Consider the following 24,637-nt stretch of genomic DNA (forward strand, 5'->3'; position numbering starts at 1 on the left):
CAAGGCGGAAGCTGGTGAGGAGACGCCATGTTCATCATGGCGTCATGTCGTCGATGATACGCTGCAATCTTTCCATATTCCCTATGATTTCCAGTCTGAATTGGGATAAATCCTCCAGCTTCTGATCGGTTTCTTTCAGGTGACCGGCCAGAATCTCTATGACTTTCCGTTTGCCTTTGATCATGGTCGGTTCTTCGAAGTAAAGATCAATAACCGACTGAATTTCATCCAGGCTCAGGCCGATGCGCTTGAGAACATTGATTTTCAGCAGACGCTCCAGAGCTTGCTCCGAATAATAATGGAATCCGTTACTCTCCTGCTCAACTTCACCCAACAGTCCCAACTGTTGATAGTGGCGAATGGTACGGGCCGTAACACCTGCTCGTTCAGCCAGCTCGCCGATCAACATTTTCTGATTCATATGTACCTCCAACCATGACGTTAACGTTAATGGTATTATAGAAAGTTTGCTGTTTCTTGTCAATCCTGTTTTACAGGCGTATCGCCAATATACAAAGCGCAGACACTGCTCCGACCAGGGAGCCGCGTCTGCGCCAGAGTATATATACATGTCTCATCCATTACCGGCTGTTCATAGGAACCATTTGAAAAACTAGGATTGTTTATCGTCATATTCGACAATATGCTTCACAATCTGGGCAATCAGCTTGATCTTGCCCGGAGGACAACCTTCAATCAGATCGATAATTTCGTTGCGAAGAAAGTCATTGGCTGCGCTGTTCGTGCCGCCCAGAATATATTCCGGGGTCTCCTCAAGCACAACACAAATCTCGGAGAGTCTGTCCAGGTTGACGGGTGTGCGGCCGCGTTCAATTTTGCTTATGTATGCGTTGGATACATCCAACTGCTCGGCAAGCCTCTCCTGCGTCAGACCTTTGCTCTCCCGAGCCTTCCGTATCCGTTTTCCGATTAATGTGTAATCAAAGCTCATCTCTATCACCTAATATGAATATATCAATCGGGCTGCGAATGCTACATAGACGAAAATTCAAGTTGAACCTATAAGTTAAAAATGGTATAATATTCACAATTAACCTATTGGTTCATTAAAAGGTGGGACATGGTGAGCGCTCTGTACTTTATGTTGTTTTCAACAATAGAAGGCATGTCTCTGTTCTCAATCATGTTGTCGTTGTTCAGGTACCGAATTACCGAGTATTTTCAGTATTATGTGGTGCTGTCCATTCTCATGTCGGGTGCAAGTTACTGGATGTGGCAGATTAGCGGAGCGTCTGAGTATGTGCCGGTGCTGTCAGCCCTTCTGTTCTCGCTGTCTGTGCTTGTACGCTACAGGTTGTCCCCCATGGCGGCCATGTTGATGGCCTTGACCGGGTACTTTTTTTTCGGCATGCTTCAGTCGCTTGTCGTGTACGCCCTTGAAGTGGGGTTTCTGATCCGGATGGAACGGATACAGGGCAATACGAGTGATACCTACCTGATGCAATCGGTTAATTCCCTGTTGTTGTTTGCTCTAAGCTACACCCTGTACCGCAAAGGCTTTGGGTTTACATTCCCGCTCTCATGGGTTGAAGTGAAGGAAGGGAACACTCTTCTTTTATCATCCCTGAGCGTCGCTTTTATCTTCGTCACAGGTGTTTCGCTGCTGCATTCCCGGGTGTATGCGGCGGCCGCCGTTTTCTTTCTTATTTTATTGCTGCTGCTCTATATATTAAACAGAAAGGAACAGCGCCATGTTAGAAGCCTTTTCCAGGCAACTCGCAGGTACGATTAAACAAGCTCTCCCTGATCATCCGGTCAGCGAAGCCGTATTGAGATACGGGTTGAATATAGTCTTCAACACCGTATGTACAATTGTGCTCAGTATGATCCTCGGAATCGCAGCCGGGCGGCTTCCGGAGACGATGGTGGTTCTGTTCGGTTTCGCGCTGCTACGGGTGCTGTCGGGCGGCTACCATTTCAAATCCGGGCTGCTCTGCGTGGTTGTTTCGTCCATAGTGGCGGTTAGCCTGTCATTCGTTGTGTTGGACGCATACACCTTGTTCACATTAAACGCAATCAATGCTGTTCTGGTAGTGATCTACGCGCCTTCAGGAATCGAACGCCAAACCCGAATTCCAAAACGGTGTTTTCCGATGCTTAAAATAGCTGCTCTGCTGATCGTCCTCACGAACCTTCATATTCATTCATCCTTGCTTGCGGTCAGCTGGTTTGTGCAAGCGATATCCCTGGTTCCTGTCAAGCAATGGAAGGAGGTGAAAACCAATGAGCAAAAGAGCGCTTAGCGCCTTCGCGACCATGCTGAGTTTTACAGCTTTACTGTCCGTGACGACCGCCAGCTTTCTGTGGGGCAATCAGCCGGAAGTACCGAAAGAATTATTGACATAATGTTTGGAGTGGAATCATGTACTTGGCCGTAACAAAAGAGAAGGAAGGCCATGGTCTGGAGAATATTCACATCGATGATATTCTGTTTCTGGAGACGCTGCAAAACCGAATACTGGTGCACACGACAGACTCGGTTTACTATGTCGCCAATACGCTTGAGCGATGGCGGAACGCTTTCCAGACCATGGGGCGGCACTTCGAGCTAGTGGATAGGTCTTACATTGCCAACCTCTCCAAGGTAAAGCGGTTGGACCCGAAATGGAGCAAGCTGTACTTCCATGATGATCCATCGATAACTGGCAAGCCCTGTAATGTCGCACGCAGCAACTATCGCATTATAGCTAAAAAAATCAAAGATTTAAAGTAGTCCCGCGCATCCCTGCGCGGGACTTGTCGTGTAGGCACCCAAAATCTGTTTGTCCATGGTACGAGCCGCGATGAGGAAACCCTGCCGTGAATATACTGCTGAAGAGGGAGGGATGTGGCATGAAGATTGCCATCGATGCCGGACATGGGCCTGAAACAGCCGGGAAGCGCACACCGGACGGGTCTCTCCGCGAGTTTCAGTTCAACCGTGCAGTGGCTGCTTATGTGCGCAGCGGTCTGGAAAACTATGAGGCTGTAGAAATTCTATTCGTTCATGCAGAGGACGGAAGCCGGGATGTACCGCTCAAGGAGCGGACGGATAGAGCGAATGCGTGGGGGGCAAGTGCCTATATCTCGATTCACGCCAATGCGAACGGGAGTGACTGGAATCAGGCTGAAGGAATCGAGACATTTGTGCATACCCGCCCATCACCGGAGGCACTGAAGCTGGCTGAAGCGGTTCAACGTCAACTCATTCGGCAAACCGCGCGGAGAGATCGCGGGGTAAAGACAGCCGATTTTCACGTGCTGAGGGAGACGAAAATGCCGTCCATACTGGTAGAGTGCGGGTTCATGACGAACCGGGAAGAAGCGGAGTTGTTAAAGTCGGACGGCTACCGGAGACAATGCGCCTCGGCAATCATTGCCGGAACGGTAGGGGTGTACGGCCTGAAGCCGAAGCCGGGAGGGGGAACGGGAGTGAGCGGATTCAAGGATGTGCCCCAAGACCATTGGGCTGCAGGAGCGATTAAGAAGGCGGCGGATACCGGCATCATAAAAGGGATTTCTAATGAAGAGTTTGGGCTGGGGCAACCGGTGGCAAGAGAACAGCTGGCGGTGATTCTGGATCGTTTGGGGTTGTTGGAGGAGAAAAAATAAACGTTGAACGGAAATCTTCCTCCAGATGAATCGCCTTTTAGATAAGGGGTGCGCTTTGAGCAGCGGACCTTTTTTTCCTTTGACTACTTCGGCAAAGTACTGGGAGATTCGGTGTCAGCCAGCATCCAGAAGCTGATGCCAAATAAAAGCGACCATCCCCTTAAGGGGATGGTCTAATATGGGAGAGGAGAAACCGGACGAAGAGCTTATGGGGAAACGTAAGTCTTCTCCGCGGTTGTCTTACGGCACCTCGCCGGTGCCATACCTACATGATGTCCGCTTGCAGGGAATAATATACTCCGGTGGCAAACAAATTTTTGGTAACCTATATCCTTTTTCAACTTGAATAAATTGTGGTACGATAGCAGAAGTTAAAGCGCCTCCCGGCTCGGGACGCGCGGGCCAAAGCGGCGGCAGGCTTGGAATCGGCCAAGCTGATTCCTGTTCAAAGCGGGCATTTGGCCGGTCTTATATATGGAAGGGGAAAGCAGTATTGAGAGTGATCGCAGGCGAAGCAAAGGGGAGGCCGCTCAAGGCTGTGCCCGGCAATCAGACAAGACCGACCACCGACAAGGTGAAGGAAGCGATATTCAGCATGATCGGTCCTTTTTTTGATGGAGGATGGGCGCTGGATTTGTTTGCGGGAACCGGGGGACTCGGGATTGAGGCGATCAGTCGGGGCATGGAGAGGGCCGTTTTTGTCGATTTGGAGCGACAAAGCATCGACATTATCCGCAAAAATGTAGCGGCCGCGCACATGGAGGACCGTGCGGAGATTTATAAAAATGATGCGAGACGGGCGATTAAGCTGCTCGAGAAGCGCAATCTTGCATTTCGGCTCGTATTTCTCGATCCGCCATACCGAATGAAGGACGCCGATGTTTTAATGAACGAGCTGGCAGAAAGACGGCTTGTCGAGCCGGAAGCCATTATTATGGTGGAGCATGAATCCGGCTATCACTACCCGGAGCAGACCGGTGCATACATACAGCTTAAACGGGCGGAATACGGGGAAACCACTGTTTCCATTTACTGTTATCGGCCCAACGATCAAGACGCAGGAGGCGCGTGAGCATGCCATACGGAGAACGAGTAGAAAAAATCGCAGTATACCCGGGCAGCTTTGATCCGGTCACGCTGGGGCATCTGGATATTATTCAGCGTGCAGCGAAACAATTTGACCGGCTGGTTGTGGCCGTACTGAATAATACAAGCAAGAACCCGCTCTTTTCCATCGAGGAGCGTAAGGAATTGCTCAGACAGGCGACCGGCCATCTACCGAATGTGGAAGTGGACAGCTTCCGTGATTTGCTGGTGCGGTATATGAACTCAAAAAACGCCCAGGTCATTGTCCGGGGCATTCGCTCAGTGACGGATTTCGAGTATGAGCTGCAACTCGCCTCAACCAATCAGCATCTGGATGACAGCATTGAGACGATCTTCATGATGACCAATCCGAAATATTCATACTTAAGCTCCAGCATTGTCAAGGAAATTGCCCAGTTCGGCGGCAATATTCATGATCTGGTGCCGCATGAGGTGGAACAGGCGCTCAGAGTCAAATTTGCCCGTGTATAAATGAAAACTGGACAGATCATCTAACCGGTATGGCTGCTCCAAGGTTAACCGGAAGGATAATCTTGAGAGCAGCTTCATATTTTCCATCGGTCCATCATTTGCCCGGACGCTTGCCGAAAATCCAAACGAAATAGGAAATGATGACTAGAACCATCATGGAAGCGCCGAGAATGCCGATCACCGTTGGGATATGCTGCCACAGCGACGGCAGATCATGGACGGAAATCGGGAAGGGAAGCAGAGTCAGGCCGTTGTCAAACGGGGTAGAGAAGGCTTCCTCATGAAAGCCGGACGCTGAATGTTGAAGCCAATTATGAAAAGGTTCCCATAGCAGCAGCGTCAGCCCAAAGGCCAGCAGGGCATGCAGCAGTTTGGCCAGCAGGAAGGGCAGGAACTTCAAGTCCGATTCTGAAATGACGCTGCGAACCTGCAGCAGTCCGCTCAAGCCCCCCCAACACAGTACGGCTGAAATCAGAGCGATGCACGTTGCCAGGCCAAGCTCGGACTGCAGGAGACTGGCGGAATAAGCGCCGAGATGGCTTTCGTAGATGCCGGTGAACGCCAGAATAGACAAGCTGTCAGGGAGCGAGGCGGCGATCAGTCGGGCGAGGAGCGCGGAAAAGATAATGAAGCCGCCTACCAGCATCAGCTTCTGAATGCCGGCTGACACCGAATCCCCCAGCACTTTGCCGAAGCTGCGGCCATCCTCGCGGTGCCCTTGCATTAGTGCTATACCGGCTTTCTGGAGAGTGCTGCGGCTTTTGGGTTCCGCTTTGTTGCTCCGGTCGTCCTGCGCTGCTGATCCAAATGGCATCAAGCGCAGCAGGACCCCATTTACAATGCCGGACAGCCAGACGGCAAGTGCAATAAAGGCGCCGAGATACGGATGGTGGAAAAAACCCGCGCCGATTACGATAAACATGAACATCGGATTTGGCATATAGGAAACCGCCAGCAGCCATTGTCCCTCCCGACGGCTGATGGCCTGCTGTTTGCGGAGCGAGGCGGTAGCTTCAGCACCAGCCGTATAGCCCGCTGTCCAGCCTAAGACGACTGGCCAGGCGGCTATTCCAGGCATACCTGCGCCGCGGCGCATAACGGGATCAAGCAGTGAACTCAGTGCATGGACCACGCCGAAGGCAAGCATTAGCTCAGACAGTACAAGGAAGGGCAGCAGGCCGGGAAACACAATATTCCACCAGACAGACAAGCCCTGGAGAGCGGCCTGGAAAGCCCCGTCCGGCTGTCTGACAATCGAGGTAACAAGCCACAGCGAAATAACGCCTAGTATGATAGTTCTCAGCATAATGCTCTGACGCCTCCTTGATGCTCTGTGTAAAACGGGACAGACATTACAATGTACGCGGGCAGGCGGAAGGTTAGACCACTGCTTATCCAATCCCAGAGGAGGTTTAAATGTCGAATACATCCAAAAGCATGGCAGGCGGCATAATCCGGCCTGCACTGGCTGCGGCAATGGTCATGATTGTGCTGCTCTACATTCCGACCCCTTACGCCGCATATGAACCGGGAATTGTAGAGCCTGTCACGCCGATGGTCAAGGTGGTTGCAGGAGACCCGCCGGGGAAAGGGGTTTTTATGCTGACAACGGTCAAGATGACGTATGCCAACTACTGGGCGGTACTGCGTTCGGTCTGGGATGATGATCTGGAGTTGTTGAAAAAAAAGGATCTGCTCGGAGACAAAAGCCAATCCGAATATGCCGCAAGGCTTTTGTATATCATGCAAAATTCGCAGAGCAATGCCATCGAGGCAGCATACAAGGAAGCCAAGATTCCCTATGAAGTTGCTGCCAAAGAGCTGGTCGTCACGGATGTGCCGCCTCATCAGGAAGGGTTTCGGCCCGGCGACAGCATCAAAGCTGTGCAGGGCAAGAAGGCAAGTACGGCCCGGTCTTTGGCCGTTTTGCTTAGGGAGCAGGCTCCGGGTGATGAACTCGATTGGACGATTATTCGCCAGGGGAAGGAACTGACGCTCAAGATTCCGCTAAAGGCGCTGCCGCAGGACGAGACCGGAAAGGATCTGCCGCAGGCGCTCGGCGGCATCGTGCTTGCTGAAATTCGCGATCTTGCGCCCCGGCAGGACCAATTTAAGGTATCGATTGCCGCTGGTGACATTGGCGGCCCTTCGGCGGGCTTGATGTTTGCCCTGCAGACGTTCGATGCTCTGACTGAGGGCGACTTGACAAATGGCCTTCGCATTGCGGGGACGGGGACGATCAGTTCGGACGGCAAAGTCGGGGCAATCGGCGGAGTCGCTTTCAAGGTCACAGCCGCTCACCGGAGCGGCGCCGAGCTATTCCTTGTGCCGCCGGGCAATGCGCAAGAGGCAAGGGCGAAGGCTAAGGCGCTGGGCACCCCGATGCGCATTGTCCCGATAGCGACACTCCATGATGCTGTCGTGATGCTGCAAAACGGCTCCTTAACAGGATAGCGCAGCTTAAACGGCTTTGCGGCCTTGTGACGAACAAAAGCTTCGTCTCACGGGGAACTGTTACATGATGACAGGCGGCTCATAGTAGTCGCGGAACAATTCTTTCGGGCCTGCATCCGGATAGGCCAGTTCGTAGAGGGAGGAAGCTCTGACATCCAGCTCCAGATAGCGATGCTTGCCTTGGCTCCGGGCGGCGCTGAGCAGAATGGGAACACCTGCGGTCCTCTTCATCCGCTTGAGCAGTTCCCGGCCCTTGGCAGTGAAACCGAGTACCCGGATATAGTCAATTCCGGAAGCAAGCAGCGGTGGCGCAAGCTGCTCCTTCTGATGATTGAGCAGTACGGAAAGGAGCACGCGCTGAAGCTTTGTGCGGGTATAGCGTCGCGTCTTCAAGGCGCCAATCAGCGTTTCAAAATCCGGTTTCTCTAGCACAGGCAGCGCTTGATGCAGCCGATGCTCCAGCCCTTCGCTCATCTCGTAATAGCCGCTCAACTGCTGCGGCGATTGCGATAACAGCTGATGAAACAGCTTCGAATAGAAGTTGTCCCAGCTTACAGGCTTTCGCCCGGCAGCCAACTCGCGGGCGATGATCGTGTAGGTGGAGCGTGGAATTACTCCGGCGATTTGCTCCATCCCGCCGCCGCCCGCAATGACGCTGCGGATTGCGGTGGCACTGGCAATCTGTTGATCGGTAATGGTGCTTTGATTGTATTCCGCTTTCTCGCGTATAATGGTGAAGGGCTCAATGGAGCTGCCCAGCCGCTCCAGGGCAAGCAGATAATGAAGACCAAGCGTATTGTTGGGACGAGCCAGAGGCAGGCTCGCCGCTCGCTGGTTTCCAATTGTCTCCATATAATGCCGTACAGCGCTGCTGTAAGCGGACGGATAGCTTGCGCCGCGGTCAAGCTCTCCACGCAGCATGAGCCGGAACGCTTCAGGCTCATGAGCCAGGCTGGCGGCGATAGCGCGGAGGCTGTCCAGATCGCCATTCTCGCTGCCGAAGCACAGCGCATCAACTATGCCTGTGGCCTGCAGCAATGATACGGCGCCATAGGCGAACCATTCGGCCGCCTGCGTGGCGTATGCGACCGGCAGCTCAATGACGAGATCGCAGCCGCCCGCAAGCGCCATTTCAGTTCGCGCCCGCTTGCCGAACATTGCCGGCTCGCCGCGTTGCAGGAAATTCCCGCTCATGACGGCGACGACAGCATCGGCCCCGGTTACGGCAAGCGACTGCTGCAAATGATAGAGATGTCCGTTATGAAACGGATTGTATTCAACAATGACGCCGACGGTGCGCATAACGCCTTTCCTCCAAGCTGAATTTTGTTTTTCTAAAATATAGCATGTTCGGGGCGTATGAGGCGAATTCGGTCAATTTTACCGTTTTGTTCCGTGTGAAATGTTGACAAGATGCCGGGCGGGTCGATATAATAATCTTTGTTTGTTTGGAGTGATCTTATGCTGCTCAAAATGCAGGATGTGTTAACTAAGGGGATTAAGGTCCCGTTTCATACGTCAATGAATGTCGATGAGCTTTTACGAAATAACAAGGATGTCAGGGGAGCAAGTCCTGTCACTGTTGAGCTTTCATCCCATGCCGAGGACAAGGTTGTCGTGGTGGAAGGGAAACTGGAGCTGGATGTTGAATTGTCCTGCTCACGGTGCCTGGAGCCCACCAGGGAGCATCTGTCGATTCCTTTTTACGAGAAGTTCCAGACGTCGGCAACCTATGAAGAACGGCCGGAGAATGAGGATATTATCCCTGTAGAGGAAGACAAGCTGAATTTGACGCCTTATGTCGAGGAATCTGTACTGCTTTATATGCCTTTTGTGCCGCTCTGCAAGGAGGACTGCCAGGGGCTATGTCCGCAATGCGGAAGCAACAGAAACGAGAAGGAATGCGGGTGTTCGAATGAAGCGATTGATCCGCGATTTGCTGCGCTAAAGGACCTGTTCAAGGACCAATAGCCGGATGCAATTTTGTGAAGGAGGTGGGAAAGATGGCAGTACCACAAAGAAGAACATCCAAAACTCGCCGTGACAAACGCCGTACGCATTTCAAACTGGCTGTGCCGGGTATGGTTAAATGCGACCAATGCGGAGAGTTGAAATTGTCTCACCGTGTATGTAAAGTATGCGGAACGTATAAATCAAGAGAAATCATCAAGCAGTAGTTGACACGAATAAAGTAGTACTTCATCCATGGTGAGGTGCTATTTTTTTGTCCGCAGCCGCCCTGGTTTGTTTCATCAAGCGGCTGTCGGTAAAGCATTCCCTGCGGCGGGCATTGCTTCCCGCCGCATTTTTCTTTATACTAAATTAGTACCAGGTGATAACAGCTGATAGACACACCTTTTCAAGTTGCACAGGCAGACAAGTCCCGCGGCTCGAATCCGGCCCTGCTCTGACACTTCCTGTGCGCAGCATGAAGACACCCCTGGCGGGGCCGCTTTATGTTGCCTGATTTCAGGGGTGAAGCGGTGTATATCGGGGTCAATCACTTACTATAATTGTATAAAGGTGGTGCGGACAATCGAGCGTCTGCCCAAGCGTCAACGGCAGCAGCAGCTCTCCAGACTGATTGAGGAGAACCCGTTCATGACGGACAGAGAACTGAACAGGCTGCTTAAAGTTAGTATACAAACGATAAGACTGGACCGTCTGGAGCTGGGAATTCCCGAGCTTAGGGAGCGAGTCAAGCTGATGGCTGAGCGCTCCTATGATTCGGTCCGGTCATTGCCTCTGCATGAGGTGATAGGGGACATTATTGATCTGCAACTGGATAAGAGCGGAATCTCGATCTTTGAAATTCGGGAGGAACATGTATTCTCCCGGACTGGTATCGCCCGCGGACATCATGTATTTGCACAAGCCAATTCGCTTGCGGTAGCCGTTATTAATGACGAGATCGCGCTGACAGCGTCTGCGGACATCCGGTTCGTCCGGTCGGTCGGGCTGGGAGAAAAGTGTATTGCAAAGGCTTATGTCAACTCCATCTCAGGAGGGCGCAGCAAAGCTAAAGTGGATGTATTTACGTATGTCGGCGAGGAAATGGTGTTTCAAGGACATTTTGTCATCTATCGATCCGCAGGGGACGAAAAACTCGAAGGAGGAGACGAACATGCGGATCGCAATTGATGCAATGGGCGGCGACAATGCTCCGTCAGCCCTTGTAGCAGGAGCGCTGAAAGCAGCGCAGGACTGGACGGATACACATATTGTGCTGGTTGGCGATACGGCTGTCATCGAACCGCTGCTCGCAGGCGGGAAGCCCGCAAATTTGGAAATCAGGCATGCTGCCGAGAAGATTGAGGCGGATGAGGAGCCGGTGAAGGCGATTCGCCGCAAGAAGGATTCATCGATGGTGGTAGCCGGCCGTCTCGTGCGCGAGGGCGAGGCCGACGGGATGATTTCGGCAGGCAATACCGGAGCGCTGATGACAGCGGGGCTGCTCGTTGTCGGGCGCATCGAAGGCATCGAGCGACCGGCGCTGGCTCCGATGATGCCGACCAGGGACGACTTGGGCGTGCTTGCATTGGACCTTGGAGCGAATATGGATGCCAAGCCGGAGCACCTGCTCCAATATGCGCTGATGGGGAGCATTTACAGGGAGAAGGTTCACGGGATGAAAAATCCGCGCGTCGGACTGCTCAATGTTGGTACGGAAGCCAGAAAAGGCAATGAGCTGACCAAGGCGGCCTTCGATCTGATCGAGCAATCTTCTCTGAACTTTGTTGGCAATGTCGAGGCACGGGATGTGCTCGACCGCAACTGCGATATTCTCATCTGCGACGGCTTTGTCGGCAATATTTTGCTGAAAACGATGGAGGGAACGGCGGGCTTTCTCATGAAGACGCTGAAGGAAGAATTCAGCCGTTCATTGCTGACCAAGATTGCAGCGGCGATCATGATGCCGGGCCTGAAGGGACTTAGGCGGAAGATGGATTACAAGGAGCATGGCGCCGCGCCGCTGCTGGGCGTCAACGGACTTATTATGAAATGTCACGGATCATCGGACGCTATGGCGGTAAGGAATGCGGTGCGTCAAGCCCGTATTGCGCTGCAGGGCAATCTGATCCCATCTATTACGTCGGAAATAAGCGGGAAGTGAGAGTAACCTCTATGAATTTGCACACTGTCGGAATTATCGGAACCGGAAAATACGTTCCTGAGCGCATTTTGACCAATCAAGAGCTGGAACAAATGGTGGAGACGAGCGACGAGTGGATTGTTACGCGGACAGGCATACGGGAGCGCCGGATTGCCGCCCCGGAGCAGGCAACTTCGGATCTGGCCTATGAAGCCTCGCTCGGGGCGCTGGAGAAAGCCGGAATTTCGGCAGAAGAGCTGGACCTGATTATCGTCGCGACGATCACGCCGGATACCGCCTTCCCGTCAACTGCCTGCCTCCTGCAGAACAAGCTCGGCGCAAGCAAGGCGGCAGCCTTCGATCTGTCCGCCGCATGCTCCGGCTTTATCTATGGGCTGGCGACAGCGTCCGGCATGATTGCTTCCGGCATGTACAAGCATGTGCTGGTCGTTGGCGCAGAATGCCTCTCCCGCATTACGGATTATACGGATCGCAACACATGCATTCTGTTCGGTGACGGTGCTGGAGCGGTCGTGCTCGGGCGCGTGCCTGAAGGTCGAGGATTCCGTTCCTTCCAGCTTGGGGCTGACGGCTCCGGGGGCGAACTGCTTAAGGTAAGCGGCGGCGGTTCACGCCTGTCGCCGGAAAGCGCTGAGGCTGTGAAGGGGAACTTCATCCAGATGGCCGGCAGCGAGGTGTTCAAGTTTGCTGTCCGCATTATGGGCGGGGCAGCAGAGGAAGCGTTGGAGAAAGCGGGACTGGGCAAGGCGGATATCGATTTGTTGATCCCGCATCAGGCCAACATTCGGATTATCCAGTCTGCATTGAACCGGCTGGAGCTGCCAGAGGAAAAATGCATGATCAATCTGGACAAGTACGGCAACGTGTCAGCAGGCTCTATTCCGATTGCCCTGGCTGAAGCGGTTGAACAAGGCCGTGTCAAAGAAGGAGACACTCTCGTGCTTGTCGGATTCGGCGGCGGACTTACCTGGGGAGCTTCTACACTGATTTGGTAGGAGCGATCCAAGACAGGAGGAGTACAGCATATGGGTAAAATAGCTTTTGTTTTTCCCGGTCAGGGAGCGCAAGCGGTTGGCATGGGCAAGGATTTCTATGATCAGTATCCGGCCTCCCGCGCAATTATTGAGCGGGCTGATGCGGCGCTGGGCTTTTCGCTAAGCGAAATTATTTTTAACGGACCGGGCGATGAGCTTAAGCAGACGATCAATACGCAACCGGCTCTGCTTGCAGTCAGTGTAGCCATACTCGAAGCGCTCAGAGAAAAAAATATTCAGCCGGACTTCACGGCGGGTCACAGCCTGGGCGAGTACAGCGCCTTGGTGGCCTCCGGTGTGATCGGCTTTGAGGATGCAGTCCGTACGGTACGGGCGCGCGGCCAACTGATGGAGCAGGCAGTTCCGGGCGGGCAAGGCGCCATGGCAGCAGTACTTGGTGCGGAGCGTGAGGCGCTGACAGCACTGTGCCAGGAAATCAGCGCTTCCGTTGGCCCGGTTGAACTGGCAAATGTCAATTGTCCGGGTCAAATCGTTGTTTCCGGTTCAGCGGCTGGTGTTAATGAAGTTGTAAGCCGTGGGAAGGAGATTGGCGCCAAGCGCGTGCTTCCGCTGGAAGTAAGCGGGCCGTTCCACTCCTCGCTGATGCAGCCCGCGGCTGATGGCTTGGCTGAAGTGCTGGAAGGCGTAGAGCTTCAAGATGCGTCTGTTCCGGTACTTGCGAATGTAACGGCGGAACAGACCGAATCCGCAGAGGAAATCCGCTCGTTGCTGGTGCAGCAAGTCGTTTCTCCGGTATTGTGGGAAGACAGCGTTCGGACGATGATCGACCGGGGCGTTGATACGTTTATCGAGATCGGTTCGGGAACCGTACTGGCAGGGCTGATCAAAAAAATCGACAAATCCGTCTCCACCGTGTCCGTAAACAGCGTTGAAGCGCTGGAGAAGCTGGGCGGCGAATAGCTTGATTGACATTCATTTGTTCAACTTCATATACATAAAGTGAGCGGGAGGAGAATGTGCATGTTTGGAGATTTGACAGGTAAAAAGGCGCTTGTTACCGGAGCATCCCGCGGCATCGGCCGGGCGATTGCAATTGCTTTGGCTGAGGGCGGAGCTGATGTAGCCGTCAACTATTCCGGCAGCGAGGCCGCTGCCGCAGAGACTGCCGCCACAATTGAAGCGCTGGGCCGCCGCGCGCTGGTCATCCGGGGCAATGTCGGCAAATCAGCGGAATTCGATGCGATGGTATCCCAGGTAATCAGTGAATGGGGCACGCTGGACATTCTCGTCAACAATGCCGGCATTACGAGAGACAATCTCATTATGCGCATGAAGGAAGAGGAATTCGATGAGGTCATTGAGACCAATCTCAAGGGCGTATTCAACGGGATCAAAGCCGTTACACGCCCGATGATGAAGCAGCGCTCCGGCCGCATCATCAATATTTCTTCCGTAGTGGGTGCTCTTGGCAACCCGGGACAAGCGAACTATGTCGCTGCCAAAGCAGGCGTTATCGGCCTGACCAAATCGTCGGCGCGCGAGCTCGCTTCTCGCGGCATTACGGTGAATTGTATCGCTCCCGGCTTTATTCAGACGGATATGACAGACAAGCTTTCGGAGGACATGAAATCGCAGCTTTCAAGCCAGATTCCGCTCGCGAAGCTCGGCCGGCCGGAGGATATTGCGTCGGCTGTGAGATTCCTGGCTTCCGATGCATCGTCCTATATGACCGGTCAGACGCTGCATGTAGACGGCGGCATGTACATGGGATAACGGTTTTGCGTCAGCTGTTTTTGGGCTATGGCAATTTGTCCTTGATTCTCGTATAATACCAAAAGGAGGTGAACATAGATGTCAGACGTAGTGGAACGTGTAAAACGCATCGTCGTTGACCGCCTTGGCGTAGACGAAGCTGAAGTATCGCTGGAAGCATCTTTCAAGGATGATCTTGGCGCTGATTCTCTCGATGTCGTTGAATTGGTCATGGAGTTGGAAGACGAGTTCGACTTGGAAATCTCTGATGAGGATGCAGAGAAAATCACCACTGTGGGAGAAGTAGTCAATTACATACAATCTCATACGTAAGGTTTTGCAAAGTCCCGTTAACATAACGGGACTTCTCTCCATTCCAAGCAGTTGAGCCGTATTGCCGATGAACGGAATGAAATAGATGATAAAAGATTGTATGCTTTGAATTTTAGAAGCAAAATGCCGTGAGAGGCATGGCGGGTACTGTCGGCCAGCCACAGTTGTTCACAAACAATATGCCCGGTTTTAATAAAAAATTGCTGGCATAGTGTACACCATTTTGCTGTCCGTAGAGGTGATTGGGTATGAAGCAAAGAGTTGTAGTTACCGGCATGGGAGTCATGACCTCGCTAGGCCATGATCTGAATGAATTTTGGGGAAGCCTGTTGGAGGGCAAGTCGGGTATCTCCCTGATCGATGCATTCGATGTGTCCGCTTATCCAACGCGCATTGCCGCGGAAATCAAGAACTTCGATCCAGAGAAGTTCGGCATTGACAAGAAGGAAGCCCGCCGGATGGACCGCTTTGTGCAGTTCGCCGCCGTGGCCAGCCAGAATGCAATCAAGGATGCGGACCTGCAAATCGGTGAAAATGTGGATGCGGAACGCGTAGGCATTATGATCGGTTCCGGTATCGGCGGACTTGGTACCTGGGAGGATCAGCATAACATCCTGCTGGAGAAAGGGCCAAAGCGGGTCAGTCCGTTCTTTATCCCGATGATGATTGCCAATATGGCTTCGGGTCAAGTATCGATTATGACAGGCGCCAAAGGGCCGAACAGCACAGCAGTTACCGCTTGCGCAACCGGAACCCATTCGATTGGCGATTCCTTCAAATTGATTCAGCGCGGTGAAGCCGATGCAATGATCTGCGGCGGCGCTGAAGCGACGATCCGTCCGACTGGAATGGCAGGATTCTGCTCGATGAGAGCAATGTCCACCCGCAATGAGGAGCCGGAGAAGGCGAGCCGTCCGTTCGATACAGGACGTGATGGATTCGTTATGGGTGAAGGCTCGGGGATTCTTATTCTGGAATCGCTGGAGCATGCGCAGCGGCGCGGCGCCAAGATTTACGCTGAGGTAATCGGCTACGGAATGAGCGGAGACGCTCATCATATGACCGAGCCTGATCCTGAAGGGGCTGCACGCTGTATGATACGCGCCATCAAGGATGCGGATATTGCGCCGGAAGAAGTGGATTATATCAATGCGCACGGCACGTCAACGCCGGTAGGTGACTTGTCGGAGACGACTGCGGTCAAGAAAGCGTTTGGCGAGCATGCTTACAAGCTGGCCGTCAGCTCCACGAAATCAATGACGGGTCATTTGCTTGGCGCGGCAGGCGGAGTAGAGGCAGTCATTGTAGGACTTACGCTGGCTAATGATGTAATTGCTCCAACGATTAATTTGGATGACCAGGACCCTGAATGCGACCTGGATTACGTGCCGAATGTTGCCCGGAAGACGACGGTTAAGACCGCGATGTCCAATTCCTTCGGATTCGGGGGGCATAACGCGACGATCATTATGAGGAAGTATGAAGCTTAACCGATTTAACGAGCTCCAGCAGAGGCTGGGGCTGCGTTTTCAGCAATATGCTTTGTTGAGACAGGCCTTCACGCATACTTCCTATGTCAATGAACATCGGCACGGTCATGTGGAAGATAACGAAAGGCTTGAATTTTTGGGTGATGCTGTCCTGCAATTGCTCGTGTCCGAGTATTTGTATGTGACCTACCCGCAGCGTCCGGAGGGCGAACTGACCCGAATGCGCGCATCGATTGTATGCGAGCCGTCTCTTGCCAGATTTGCGGAACTGCTGAACTTTGGCGCTTATGTTCTGCTGGGCCGGGGAGAAGAGCAGCTCGGAGGGCGGGCCCGACCGGCGTTGCTGGCCGACTTGTTCGAATCCTTCATCGGCGCGTTGTATTTGGATCAGGGGCTGGAACAGGTACGACAGTTCTTGTCCACACGCGTATTCCCGCATATTGAGAACGACGGCCCGATGCTGGTGAAGGATTTCAAATCCAAGCTGCAGGAGCGTGTACAACACAGCTCGCTGGGCACGGTCGAATACCGCGTCGTAGAAGAACGCGGACCGGCGCATGATCGGGAATTTGTCGTAGAGGTCAGCCTTGGCGAAGAATGCTGGGGACGCGGCAGCGGTCGGACGAAGAAGGAAGCGGAACAGCAGGCGGCTTCGGAAGCCTGGCGCAAGCTTCTCAAGGAGTCCCAGGGGTGAAACGGCGCAAGGGAGAAGCCGGATTCGCAGTGAAATCCAAGCTCATATAACCTCATAGGCAAAGGCGTATACGAGTTTGGATTTTTTTGAAGAGTTATAAAGCGATGATGCTGGCATTTAAAAAAGCTTGCCTTCCTCGTGCAGCTCGCTTGCCCTTCGGCAAGGGAATTCCGCTTGAGCACGGCTGGAAGGGCTATAGATGAATAAGGGAGGATTTCAACTGCTGCTCGGGCATTGGAATCTTCCTTTTTTCTAACACAAAAATGTATAAAATTCCGGCTTGGTCCTGGCAGGCTGCCGGGTTCCAGAAGCCCGGTGTGAATTGCTTTTTGCATATGGTACAATATCGTTGAGGTGAAGGTGCGCTTATGTTCCTTAAACGAATTGACTTATCGGGTTTTAAATCTTTCGCAGACCGGACGGAACTTGAATTCGTGCGTGGGATCACGGCGGTTGTCGGCCCGAACGGGAGCGGGAAGAGCAATATTTCAGACAGCATCCGCTGGGTGCTGGGTGAACAAAGCGCGAAAAGCTTGCGCGGCGGCAAGATGGAGGATATTATTTTTGCCGGCAGCGATACGCGCAAGGCGATGAACTACGGTGAGGTCTCTTTGACGCTGGATAACAGCGATCAGGCGCTGTCGCTTGATTTTAACGAGGTGACGGTGACGAGGCGTGTTCATCGCAGCGGAGAAAGTGAATATATGATCAACAAGCAGGCATGCAGACTTAAGGATATTACCGAGCTGTTCATGGATACGGGAATCGGCAAGGAAGCTTATTCCATTATCGGACAAGGACGCATTGAGGAAATTTTGAGCACGCGTTCCGAGGACCGCAGGGGCATCTTCGAGGAAGCTTCCGGCATTGTTAAATATAAATCGCGCAAGCGCGAGGCACAGAAAAAGCTGGATGATACGGAGCAAAATTTGCTTCGTATTCACGATCTGGTCTCCGAGCTGGAGGATCAGGTGGAGCCGCTGCGCCAGCAGTCGGAAAAGGCGCTTTTGTTCAAGGAGTTGAAGGAGCAGCTCAAACAAAAGGAAATTGCCATGTACGTCCACCAGATTGAACAGGTACATACCTCGTGGGAGGAAGCCAATACCAAGCTGGCAGGACTCAAGGAAGAAGAACTCAAGCTTTCGGCTGTCGTCAGCAAGCATGACGCCCATCTGGAGAAGGAGCGGCAACAGCTCCGCGAGCTGGAGGGGGCGATCGAGAAACTCCATGAAGCGATGCTTGTCTACAGCGAGGAGTATGAAAAATGCGAGGGCTACGGCGAGGTGCTCAAGGAGCGCAAGCGCAATCTGGAGCAGAACCGTCGGCAGCTCGAAGACTCCATAGCGGCGATGGACGAGCGCATTGCGACGCTGGCAACCGAGGAAGCGGAGCTCAGAGGGAAAGCGGCTACGCTGAATAACGACCTGGGGATTCTCCGCAATCGTCTCTCGTATGAAGAAGTGAATTTGATCGGCGTGTCCGGGGAAGCCGGCAGCACAGAGGAGGAGCAGCTTAAGGGAGAGCTTCTTGAGGTGCTGAGCGCGATGGCCCAGGCCCGCAATGAAATTCGTTATGCCGTTCAGCAGCAAGAGGCGGTGCAACGGCGCATGGAGCGGCTGGGCGATGACGAGGCCAAGTGGCGCACGCAGCTTGAGGAGCTGGAGGCTCGCCGCGAGGAACTGACGGGCGAGTTGAAGCAACAACGGGCGGAACTGGAGAAGGTGCAGGCCCGATATCTGGAAGAGAGCGAGCATCTCCAATCGCTCGGCAAGCTCCAGGAGGAAGTGCAGGCGACGCTGCGCAAATGGGAGCAGCGTTATGACGCGATCACTTCGCGGCGAGATACGATGAAGGAGATGCAGGAAGATCTCGACGGCTTCATGCTTGGCGTGCGCGAGGTGCTCAAGGCGTCCCGCAAGCCTTCCGGCGGACTTGCAGGCGTACACGGGGCAGTAGCCGAACTGATGCGAGTGCCGGAGAAGATCGAGGTTGCGGTTGAAACTGCGCTTGGCGGCGCGCTCCAGCATGTCGTCATGGAGGACGAGCGCTCGGCGCGGCAGGCGATTGCATTCCTGAAGCAGCGTCAGCTCGGGCGGGCGACATTTCTCCCGCTGGATGTCATTAAGCCGCGCTATGTTCCGGAACAGGATCGGCGGCAGTTCGAATCGATGGAAGGCTTCGTCGGCGTTGCCAGCGAGCTGGTGTCCTTCGATGAGCGGTACCAGGCGATTGTCCGCAATTTGCTCGGCAGCGTGCTAATTGCCGAGACGTTGGAGCAAGCGAACCGTATTGCTTCACGCTGCCAGTACAGATACCGCGTCGTGACGCTGGACGGCGATATCGTCAATGCGGGCGGTTCGATGACAGGGGGAAGCTTGCAGAAGAAAGGGGCCAATCTGCTCGGGAGAACCCGGCAAATTGAATCGCTTGATCAGGAGATCAAGGAGGCGGAACAGCAGCTTGGCAAGTTGCGCGACAAACTGCAGGATATCCGCAAGGAGTTGTCCATCCGTACCCAGAACAAGGAAGAGCTGCGCGAGAAGAACGAGCGGCTGCGTCTTGCAGAGCAGCAGTTGCAAGGCGAGCTTGGCAGGCTGGAGCATGAGGGCCGCCATCTGGACGAGCAGCGCCAGCTGTTCGAGGAGAACCGTACCGGCCATGCGGCAGAGCAGACCGATCTTTCGACTGCTGCGACAGAAGCCGAGGAGCGGCTTACGGAGCTTACTGCCCGGGAATCGAAGCTGCAGCGGGAGATTCAGTCTGCGGAGGAGCGGCGCAAGCTGAGCGAGACGGCCAAGGAACAGCTGCAGGGCCAACTGACCGATCTGAAAATTCACGTTGCCAAGGCGGAGCAGGAGAAGCAATCCTTTGAGGATCAAGCTGGGCGCATCCGCGCCGACATGAATCGTTCGAAGCAGGAACTCTCCGGGCTGCGCAGTTTGCTGGAACAGCAGCAGGCGGAACAGGATGCCCATGCTGAGCAGAGCGTCAAGCAGCTGGAGGATTTGAACCACTACCGGCTGAAGAAGCAGGAATGCAGCGAGCAGACGGACTTCAAACGGGCCGAGCGTTCGCAGGTGCTGAGGCAGCTTGAAGAGGGTGAGAGCGAGACGAAGGAGCAGCGCATTCAGCTTCGCCAGGTCGAGGAGCGCATTCGTCAGACCGAGATTGCGGTGAACCGGCTCGATGTCGAGCTGGACAATCTGCTGCGCAAACTGAGCGAGGAATATGAGCTGAGCTTCGAACTGGCGAAGGAGCGTTACCCGGTGCCGGAGGATGTGCCAGCCACACAAAATGAGGTGCGTGATCTGAAGCGCCGCATTACACTGCTGGGCGAGGTGAATCTGGGCGCGATTGATGAGTATGAGCGCGTCAAGGAACGCTACCTGTTCCTTGACGACCAGAAAAATGATCTGGTTGAAGCGAAAACTGCGCTCTATGAGGTCATCCGGGAGATGGACGACGAGATGTCCAGACGCTTCCGTCAGACATTCGAGGCGATTCGCGGGCACTTCGGCGTTGTGTTCTCGAAGCTGTTCGGCGGCGGACGGGCGGATCTCATTATGGCAGACCCAGGCTCCGTACTGGATACGGGAATCGATATTGTGGCGCAGCCTCCAGGCAAGAAGCTGCAAAACCTGCAGCTTCTCTCCGGAGGAGAGCGGGCGCTGACGGCGATTGCGCTATTATTCGCCATCTTGCAGGTGAAGCCGGTGCCGTTCTGTGTGCTTGACGAGGTTGAGGCAGCGCTGGACGAAGCGAACGTAACCCGATTTGCCCAGTACTTGCGTGAATTCTCGGAGCTGACGCAGTTTATCGTCGTCTCCCACCGCAAGGGAACGATGGAAGAGGCCGACGTGCTCTACGGCGTGACGATGGAAGAGGGCGGCGTCTCCAAGCTGGTATCGGTGCGGCTGGAGGACGAGGAAGCCGTGTCCGCATAGGAACGCCGGAACCGGATACGGATAGCAGTAAAATAAAGGCAAGCTATGGTGAAGGAAGGTAGACAAAGCATGAGTTTCTTTAAAAAGCTGAAGGAAAGTATCGCAGCCAAAACCGAAGCGGTCACATCGGTATTTAAGGAAGGGCTGCAAAAAACAAGAACCGCGCTTGTCGAAAAGGTGGAGGAACTGATTCTCCGCCGCAAAAAAATCGACGAAGATTTTTATGAAGAGCTGGAGGAAATTTTGATCGGCGCCGACGTTGGGGTGACGACGGTTATGAAACTGATCGAGGAATTGCGCGCCGAGGTGAAGAAGCGGAAGATTGAGGATGCGGCAGAACTGCAGCCTATCCTCTCCGAGAAACTGGTGGAGCTGCTTAACGGCAGTGAGAATCCAGGTTTGAACATGGCAGAGAGCGGCATGACCGTTATTTTGTTCGTAGGAGTCAACGGGGTCGGCAAGACCACCACGATCGGCAAGCTGGCGCACCGCTTCAAGAGCGAGGGCAAGAAAGTAATGCTGGCTGCGGGCGATACGTTCCGCGCGGGCGCGATCGAGCAACTGGAAGTATGGGGGCAGCGCGTAGGTGTAGACGTTATCAAGCAGCAGGCAGGCTCAGACCCGGCGGCGGTGATGTACGATGCCGTTCACGCCGCCAAGCAACGCGGCGTTGATGTATTGCTGTGCGATACAGCAGGCCGTCTCCAGAACAAGAGTAATCTGATGGAGGAACTGAACAAGATCTTCCGCGTAATTCAGCGTGAGGTTCCGACTGCTCCGCATGAGGTGCTGTTGGTACTGGACGCGACGACCGGGCAGAATGCGCTCAGTCAGGCGCGTCTGTTCGGCGAGAAGAGCGGGGTGACCGGCCTTGTGCTTACCAAGCTCGATGGTACGGCCAAGGGAGGAATTGTCATTGCCATTCGCAACGAGCTTAATCTGCCGGTGAAATTCGTCGGGCTCGGCGAGAAGATGGGCGATCTGCAGGAGTTCGATTCCGAGCAGTTCGTTCATGCCCTGTTCGCAGGCCTGATTCTCAAGGAAGAGCAGCAGGAAGCGGAGGCGGAAGCTAACTAGCTTCCGATTCGTTGTAATCTACAACATCGTCCCTCAAGACTTTCCGGCTGCCGCTTGCGTGGAAGCAGGCAGCCGTTTGTTTATACGTTTCCAATTGGATGGTATGACTGACAAGGTAAAATACTTGACAGTCGTTTTCCTTTAGGATAATATAAGTAGCGTTGGTAACGGGAGGAGGCGGCTGGAATGAGTATGAACGAACCGGATGCCCTCGGGAAGACAACCCGAATCAATTTGCTCTTTGATTTCTATGAGACGCTGCTGACAGAGAAGCAGCGTACATTTTTAAAATACTATTTTCATGATGATTATTCGCTTGGTGAAATTGCTGCCGAATTTGACATTAGCCGTCAGGCGGTCTATGAGCACGTGAAGCGCGCGGAACAAGCATTGGAAGGCTATGAGCAAAAGCTGGGACTTCTGAGTCGGCATGAAGTGCTGCAAGAACAACTGGCCCGGCTGGAAGCGATCGGCCTGGAATTGCCGGTTGGCAGTGCGGAACGCGCAGCGCTTCAGAGCGTGCTTGAAGATATCCGTCAAACGGAGAACTTGATAGATGTAAATCCTAACAGGGAGGTGACGGGAGATGGCGTTTGAAGGATTGGCTAACCGGCTGCAGAGTGTATTCAGCAAGCTTCGGGGCAAAGGAAAAGTCAGCGAGGATGATGTTGCTGAGGCGATGCGCGAAGTCAGACTGGCGCTTCTGGAGGCGGACGTTAACTTTAAGGTCGTCAAAGAATTCATCTCGAAGGTGAAGGAGAAGGCGGTCGGCCAGGAAGTGATGAGCAGCTTCACTCCGGGCATGGTCATCATCGATATTGTTAATAAAGAGCTGACCGAACTGATGGGCGGTACCCAGAGCAAGCTGGCCAAGGCATCGAAGCCGCCAACCGTTATTATGATGGCGGGTTTGCAGGGGGCGGGTAAGACGACAACCTCCGGCAAGCTGGCAAAACTGCTGCTGAAGAGCAACCATAAGCCGCTATTGGTTGCCTGTGATATTTACCGTCCGGCTGCAATCAAGCAGTTGCAGGTGCTCGGGGAGCAGGTTGGCGCTCCGGTATTCTCTATGGGCGATGGCGTCAGCCCGGTAGAGATTACGCGCAACGCCTTGCAGTATGCGAAGGATAATCATAATGACTATGTCATTATCGATACCGCTGGACGTCTTCATATTGATGAAGCGTTGATGGAAGAACTGAAGCAGATTCATGAGCTGGCAAAGCCCGATGAAGTGCTGCTCGTTGTCGATGCCATGACGGGGCAGGACGCGGTCAATGTAGCGGAGAGCTTCCATAAGCAGCTTGAGCTGACAGGGGTCGTTCTGACGAAGCTCGATGGCGATACGCGCGGCGGTGCTGCGATTTCCGTTAAAGCGGTCACGGGCTGCCCGATTAAATTTGCGGCGATGGGCGAGAAGATCGATTCGCTTGAACCGTTCCATCCGAACCGGATGGCATCCCGGATTCTGGGCATGGGGGACATGCTCTCGCTGATCGAGAAGGCGCAATCCAACATTGATGCTGAGAAAGCGGCTGATCTCGAGCGCAAGATGCGCAATGCGGAGTTCACCTTCGATGATTTCCTGGAGCAGATGGCTCAGGTTCGCAAGATGGGGCCCCTGGACCAATTGCTTGATATGATGCCGGGGATGAATAAAGTAAAAGGTCTCAAAGACCTGAAGGTGGATGAGCGTCAACTGGCGCGCGTCGAAGCAATTGTAAGATCGATGACGAGTGAAGAGAAGCAAAATCCCGACCTGCTGAACCATAGCCGCCGGAAGCGGATTGCAGCTGGGAGCGGCAACTCCATTGCCGATGTAAACCGGCTGATCAAGCAATTCGACGATATGCGGCGGATGATGAAGCAGTTCTCATCGATGATGAGTGGCCCCAAAGGCAAGAAAGGCATGAAAGGTCTGCTGGGCAAGGCGAAGAAATTCCCGTTCGGCTGATACTGGCTGATTGATAGAAAAGGAAGGCCTAATTTTTTGAAGGAGGTGAATGAATTATGGCAGTTCGTATTCGTCTGAAACGTATTGGTGCTCACAAAGCGCCTTTCTACCGTGTTGTTGTTTCCGATTCCCGTTCGCCTCGCGACGGCCGCTTTATTGAAGAGATTGGCACATACAATCCAGTCGCTCAACCTGCACAGGTTAACATCGATGAAGAGAAAGCGTTGAAATGGTTGCAAACTGGAGCGCAAGCTTCCGATACCGTACGCAATCTTCTGAGCAAAGCTGGCGTGCTTACTAAATTCCATGAGCTGAAGCAACAGAAATAGTTGCTGATGCTGCGGAGGGCCTTGAAATGGAAGAGTTGATTCTTGTCATGGCTAGGGCTTTAGTGGATTATCCGGAAAATGTGCGCGTCGAGGTCAAGGAAGATGATCGCGGCATTGTTTACGCCCTTTCCGTTCATCCCGAGGATGTAGGGAAAGTAATCGGCAAGCAGGGCCGGATCGCTAAAGCGCTGAGGACGGTAGTTGCTTCGGCAGCTGTCAAATCGCCAAAGCGCGTTACCGTTGATATTATCTCGTAATATTAAGGATGTCTTATCCTGAATCAGCGCACGAAATAAAAGGCCGGGAGTTGT

Annotated in this window: 28 protein-coding genes; 24 read left to right on the forward strand and 4 right to left on the reverse strand. The window is 53.6% G+C overall.

Going from position 1 to position 24,637, the window contains the following annotated elements; genetic code table 11:
* Positions 1-34 precede the first annotated feature (34 nt).
* Positions 35-421 carry a MerR family transcriptional regulator gene (locus tag JFN88_RS19145; RefSeq protein WP_199020876.1) on the reverse strand — a complete coding sequence of 129 codons (387 nt, stop codon included), beginning with the start codon at positions 419-421 and terminating at the stop codon, positions 35-37.
* A 192-nt stretch (positions 422-613) separates the two neighbouring features.
* Positions 614-952, reverse strand: a complete 339-nt coding sequence (locus JFN88_RS19150) for a helix-turn-helix domain-containing protein (protein WP_199020877.1) — start codon at positions 950-952, stop codon at positions 614-616.
* Between the two features lie 132 nt (positions 953-1,084).
* Between JFN88_RS19150 and JFN88_RS19155 the strand changes: the two genes are divergently transcribed.
* From JFN88_RS19155 to coaD, 7 genes are all read left to right on the forward strand, one after another.
* On the forward strand, positions 1,085-1,753 hold the full coding sequence (locus JFN88_RS19155; protein ID WP_199020878.1) for a hypothetical protein: 669 nt from the start codon (positions 1,085-1,087) through the stop codon (positions 1,751-1,753).
* Positions 1,713-2,264, forward strand: coding sequence for an accessory gene regulator ArgB-like protein (locus JFN88_RS19160; protein WP_199020879.1), 552 nt, complete (start codon positions 1,713-1,715; stop codon positions 2,262-2,264). The genes JFN88_RS19155 and JFN88_RS19160 overlap by 41 nt, the downstream gene beginning before the upstream one ends.
* A complete protein-coding gene (locus JFN88_RS19165) occupies positions 2,245-2,367 on the forward strand; it encodes a cyclic lactone autoinducer peptide (protein ID WP_199020880.1) in 123 nt (40 codons plus the stop codon). The genes JFN88_RS19160 and JFN88_RS19165 overlap by 20 nt, the downstream gene beginning before the upstream one ends.
* Before the next feature lie 16 nt (positions 2,368-2,383).
* Positions 2,384-2,734: a LytTR family DNA-binding domain-containing protein gene (locus tag JFN88_RS19170; RefSeq protein ID WP_199020881.1), complete on the forward strand. Its 351-nt coding sequence runs from the start codon at positions 2,384-2,386 to the stop codon at positions 2,732-2,734.
* A gap of 119 nt (positions 2,735-2,853) precedes the next feature.
* Positions 2,854-3,612, forward strand: coding sequence for an N-acetylmuramoyl-L-alanine amidase (locus tag JFN88_RS19175; RefSeq protein WP_199020882.1), 759 nt, complete (start codon positions 2,854-2,856; stop codon positions 3,610-3,612).
* Positions 3,613-4,105: 493 nt separating this feature from the next.
* Complete coding sequence (gene rsmD, locus JFN88_RS19180) at positions 4,106-4,684, forward strand: 16S rRNA (guanine(966)-N(2))-methyltransferase RsmD (RefSeq protein ID WP_199020883.1); 579 nt, start codon at positions 4,106-4,108, stop codon at positions 4,682-4,684.
* A gap of 2 nt (positions 4,685-4,686) precedes the next feature.
* Positions 4,687-5,190: a pantetheine-phosphate adenylyltransferase gene (coaD, locus tag JFN88_RS19185; protein WP_199020884.1), complete on the forward strand. Its 504-nt coding sequence runs from the start codon at positions 4,687-4,689 to the stop codon at positions 5,188-5,190.
* A gap of 94 nt (positions 5,191-5,284) precedes the next feature.
* Here coaD and JFN88_RS19190 read toward each other — a convergent pair whose 3' ends face one another.
* A complete protein-coding gene (locus tag JFN88_RS19190; RefSeq protein WP_199020885.1) occupies positions 5,285-6,496 on the reverse strand; it encodes a nucleoside recognition domain-containing protein in 1,212 nt (403 codons plus the stop codon).
* Positions 6,497-6,606: 110 nt separating this feature from the next.
* Between JFN88_RS19190 and JFN88_RS19195 the strand changes: the two genes are divergently transcribed.
* Positions 6,607-7,644, forward strand: a complete 1,038-nt coding sequence (locus JFN88_RS19195; protein ID WP_199020886.1) for a YlbL family protein — start codon at positions 6,607-6,609, stop codon at positions 7,642-7,644.
* A 60-nt stretch (positions 7,645-7,704) separates the two neighbouring features.
* On the opposite strand, the gene JFN88_RS19200 is transcribed toward JFN88_RS19195, so the two are convergent.
* Positions 7,705-8,946, reverse strand: coding sequence for a nucleotidyltransferase (locus tag JFN88_RS19200; protein ID WP_199020887.1), 1,242 nt, complete (start codon positions 8,944-8,946; stop codon positions 7,705-7,707).
* Positions 8,947-9,105: 159 nt separating this feature from the next.
* Here JFN88_RS19200 and JFN88_RS19205 point away from each other — a divergent pair, with 159 nt between their 5' ends.
* The 16 genes from JFN88_RS19205 to JFN88_RS19280 all read left to right on the forward strand — a co-directional run bounded on the left by JFN88_RS19205 (position 9,106) and on the right by JFN88_RS19280 (position 24,583).
* A complete protein-coding gene (locus JFN88_RS19205) occupies positions 9,106-9,615 on the forward strand; it encodes a YceD family protein (protein ID WP_199020888.1) in 510 nt (169 codons plus the stop codon).
* A 32-nt stretch (positions 9,616-9,647) separates the two neighbouring features.
* Entirely contained in the window at positions 9,648-9,821 is a 174-nt protein-coding gene (gene rpmF, locus JFN88_RS19210) for a 50S ribosomal protein L32 (RefSeq protein ID WP_028561475.1), read from the forward strand.
* Positions 9,822-10,188: 367 nt separating this feature from the next.
* The gene (gene fapR, locus JFN88_RS19215; protein WP_199021321.1) at positions 10,189-10,785 is read left to right on the forward strand and encodes a transcription factor FapR; all 597 of its coding nucleotides are present in this window, start codon (positions 10,189-10,191) and stop codon (positions 10,783-10,785) included.
* Complete coding sequence (gene plsX, locus JFN88_RS19220; protein WP_199020889.1) at positions 10,769-11,758, forward strand: phosphate acyltransferase PlsX; 990 nt, start codon at positions 10,769-10,771, stop codon at positions 11,756-11,758. Before fapR ends, plsX begins: the two co-directional genes overlap by 17 nt.
* Before the next feature lie 11 nt (positions 11,759-11,769).
* Positions 11,770-12,753 (forward strand): beta-ketoacyl-ACP synthase III, encoded by a 984-nt coding sequence (locus JFN88_RS19225; protein ID WP_199020890.1) that lies wholly within the window; start codon positions 11,770-11,772, stop codon positions 12,751-12,753.
* A gap of 30 nt (positions 12,754-12,783) precedes the next feature.
* Positions 12,784-13,713: an ACP S-malonyltransferase gene (gene fabD, locus JFN88_RS19230; RefSeq protein ID WP_199020891.1), complete on the forward strand. Its 930-nt coding sequence runs from the start codon at positions 12,784-12,786 to the stop codon at positions 13,711-13,713.
* Positions 13,714-13,773: 60 nt separating this feature from the next.
* Positions 13,774-14,526, forward strand: a complete 753-nt coding sequence (gene fabG / locus JFN88_RS19235) for a 3-oxoacyl-[acyl-carrier-protein] reductase (RefSeq protein ID WP_199020892.1) — start codon at positions 13,774-13,776, stop codon at positions 14,524-14,526.
* Positions 14,527-14,604: 78 nt separating this feature from the next.
* Positions 14,605-14,838 (forward strand): acyl carrier protein, encoded by a 234-nt coding sequence (gene acpP, locus JFN88_RS19240; protein ID WP_028561469.1) that lies wholly within the window; start codon positions 14,605-14,607, stop codon positions 14,836-14,838.
* A gap of 248 nt (positions 14,839-15,086) precedes the next feature.
* Positions 15,087-16,328, forward strand: a complete 1,242-nt coding sequence (gene fabF / locus JFN88_RS19245; protein WP_199020893.1) for a beta-ketoacyl-ACP synthase II — start codon at positions 15,087-15,089, stop codon at positions 16,326-16,328.
* Positions 16,318-17,022, forward strand: coding sequence for a ribonuclease III (gene rnc / locus JFN88_RS19250; protein ID WP_199020894.1), 705 nt, complete (start codon positions 16,318-16,320; stop codon positions 17,020-17,022). The genes fabF and rnc overlap by 11 nt, the downstream gene beginning before the upstream one ends.
* 368 nt (positions 17,023-17,390) lie before the next feature.
* Positions 17,391-20,966, forward strand: coding sequence for a chromosome segregation protein SMC (gene smc / locus JFN88_RS19255; protein ID WP_199020895.1), 3,576 nt, complete (start codon positions 17,391-17,393; stop codon positions 20,964-20,966).
* Positions 20,967-21,035: 69 nt separating this feature from the next.
* Positions 21,036-22,043 (forward strand): signal recognition particle-docking protein FtsY, encoded by a 1,008-nt coding sequence (gene ftsY / locus JFN88_RS19260; RefSeq protein WP_199020896.1) that lies wholly within the window; start codon positions 21,036-21,038, stop codon positions 22,041-22,043.
* Positions 22,044-22,235: 192 nt separating this feature from the next.
* Complete coding sequence (ylxM, locus tag JFN88_RS19265) at positions 22,236-22,640, forward strand: YlxM family DNA-binding protein (RefSeq protein WP_199021322.1); 405 nt, start codon at positions 22,236-22,238, stop codon at positions 22,638-22,640.
* On the forward strand, positions 22,630-23,997 hold the full coding sequence (ffh, locus tag JFN88_RS19270; RefSeq protein WP_199020897.1) for a signal recognition particle protein: 1,368 nt from the start codon (positions 22,630-22,632) through the stop codon (positions 23,995-23,997). The genes ylxM and ffh overlap by 11 nt, the downstream gene beginning before the upstream one ends.
* Positions 23,998-24,053: 56 nt before the next feature.
* Complete coding sequence (rpsP, locus tag JFN88_RS19275; protein WP_028561462.1) at positions 24,054-24,326, forward strand: 30S ribosomal protein S16; 273 nt, start codon at positions 24,054-24,056, stop codon at positions 24,324-24,326.
* 26 nt (positions 24,327-24,352) lie between these two features.
* A complete protein-coding gene (locus JFN88_RS19280) occupies positions 24,353-24,583 on the forward strand; it encodes a KH domain-containing protein (RefSeq protein WP_199020898.1) in 231 nt (76 codons plus the stop codon).
* Positions 24,584-24,637: the final 54 nt, after the last annotated feature.

This window comes from Paenibacillus roseus, assembly GCF_016424485.1.
Classification (GTDB): Bacteria; Bacillota; Bacilli; order Paenibacillales; family Paenibacillaceae; genus Paenibacillus_D; species Paenibacillus_D roseus.

Excerpts from the sequence above, each read along its gene's own strand:
- JFN88_RS19170 (WP_199020881.1), top strand. The coding sequence starts at position 2,384 with ATGTACTTGGCCGTAACAAAAGAGAAGGAAGGCCATGGTCTGGAGAAT.
- JFN88_RS19150 (WP_199020877.1), bottom strand. The coding sequence starts at position 952 with ATGAGCTTTGATTACACATTAATCGGAAAACGGATACGGAAGGCTCGG.
- rpmF (WP_028561475.1), top strand. The coding sequence starts at position 9,648 with ATGGCAGTACCACAAAGAAGAACATCCAAAACTCGCCGTGACAAACGC.
- fabD (WP_199020891.1), top strand. The coding sequence starts at position 12,784 with ATGGGTAAAATAGCTTTTGTTTTTCCCGGTCAGGGAGCGCAAGCGGTT.
- JFN88_RS19205 (WP_199020888.1), top strand. The coding sequence starts at position 9,106 with ATGCTGCTCAAAATGCAGGATGTGTTAACTAAGGGGATTAAGGTCCCG.
- JFN88_RS19165 (WP_199020880.1), top strand. The coding sequence starts at position 2,245 with ATGAGCAAAAGAGCGCTTAGCGCCTTCGCGACCATGCTGAGTTTTACA.
- JFN88_RS19200 (WP_199020887.1), bottom strand. The coding sequence starts at position 8,946 with ATGCGCACCGTCGGCGTCATTGTTGAATACAATCCGTTTCATAACGGA.
- JFN88_RS19175 (WP_199020882.1), top strand. The coding sequence starts at position 2,854 with ATGAAGATTGCCATCGATGCCGGACATGGGCCTGAAACAGCCGGGAAG.
- JFN88_RS19280 (WP_199020898.1), top strand. The coding sequence starts at position 24,353 with ATGGAAGAGTTGATTCTTGTCATGGCTAGGGCTTTAGTGGATTATCCG.
- ffh (WP_199020897.1), top strand. The coding sequence starts at position 22,630 with ATGGCGTTTGAAGGATTGGCTAACCGGCTGCAGAGTGTATTCAGCAAG.
- JFN88_RS19195 (WP_199020886.1), top strand. The coding sequence starts at position 6,607 with ATGTCGAATACATCCAAAAGCATGGCAGGCGGCATAATCCGGCCTGCA.
- ylxM (WP_199021322.1), top strand. The coding sequence starts at position 22,236 with ATGAACGAACCGGATGCCCTCGGGAAGACAACCCGAATCAATTTGCTC.
- smc (WP_199020895.1), top strand. The coding sequence starts at position 17,391 with ATGTTCCTTAAACGAATTGACTTATCGGGTTTTAAATCTTTCGCAGAC.
- fabG (WP_199020892.1), top strand. The coding sequence starts at position 13,774 with ATGTTTGGAGATTTGACAGGTAAAAAGGCGCTTGTTACCGGAGCATCC.
- ftsY (WP_199020896.1), top strand. The coding sequence starts at position 21,036 with ATGAGTTTCTTTAAAAAGCTGAAGGAAAGTATCGCAGCCAAAACCGAA.
- plsX (WP_199020889.1), top strand. The coding sequence starts at position 10,769 with ATGCGGATCGCAATTGATGCAATGGGCGGCGACAATGCTCCGTCAGCC.
- rpsP (WP_028561462.1), top strand. The coding sequence starts at position 24,054 with ATGGCAGTTCGTATTCGTCTGAAACGTATTGGTGCTCACAAAGCGCCT.
- rnc (WP_199020894.1), top strand. The coding sequence starts at position 16,318 with ATGAAGCTTAACCGATTTAACGAGCTCCAGCAGAGGCTGGGGCTGCGT.
- coaD (WP_199020884.1), top strand. The coding sequence starts at position 4,687 with ATGCCATACGGAGAACGAGTAGAAAAAATCGCAGTATACCCGGGCAGC.
- acpP (WP_028561469.1), top strand. The coding sequence starts at position 14,605 with ATGTCAGACGTAGTGGAACGTGTAAAACGCATCGTCGTTGACCGCCTT.
- fabF (WP_199020893.1), top strand. The coding sequence starts at position 15,087 with ATGAAGCAAAGAGTTGTAGTTACCGGCATGGGAGTCATGACCTCGCTA.
- JFN88_RS19190 (WP_199020885.1), bottom strand. The coding sequence starts at position 6,496 with ATGCTGAGAACTATCATACTAGGCGTTATTTCGCTGTGGCTTGTTACC.
- JFN88_RS19160 (WP_199020879.1), top strand. The coding sequence starts at position 1,713 with ATGTTAGAAGCCTTTTCCAGGCAACTCGCAGGTACGATTAAACAAGCT.
- JFN88_RS19145 (WP_199020876.1), bottom strand. The coding sequence starts at position 421 with ATGAATCAGAAAATGTTGATCGGCGAGCTGGCTGAACGAGCAGGTGTT.
- JFN88_RS19225 (WP_199020890.1), top strand. The coding sequence starts at position 11,770 with ATGAATTTGCACACTGTCGGAATTATCGGAACCGGAAAATACGTTCCT.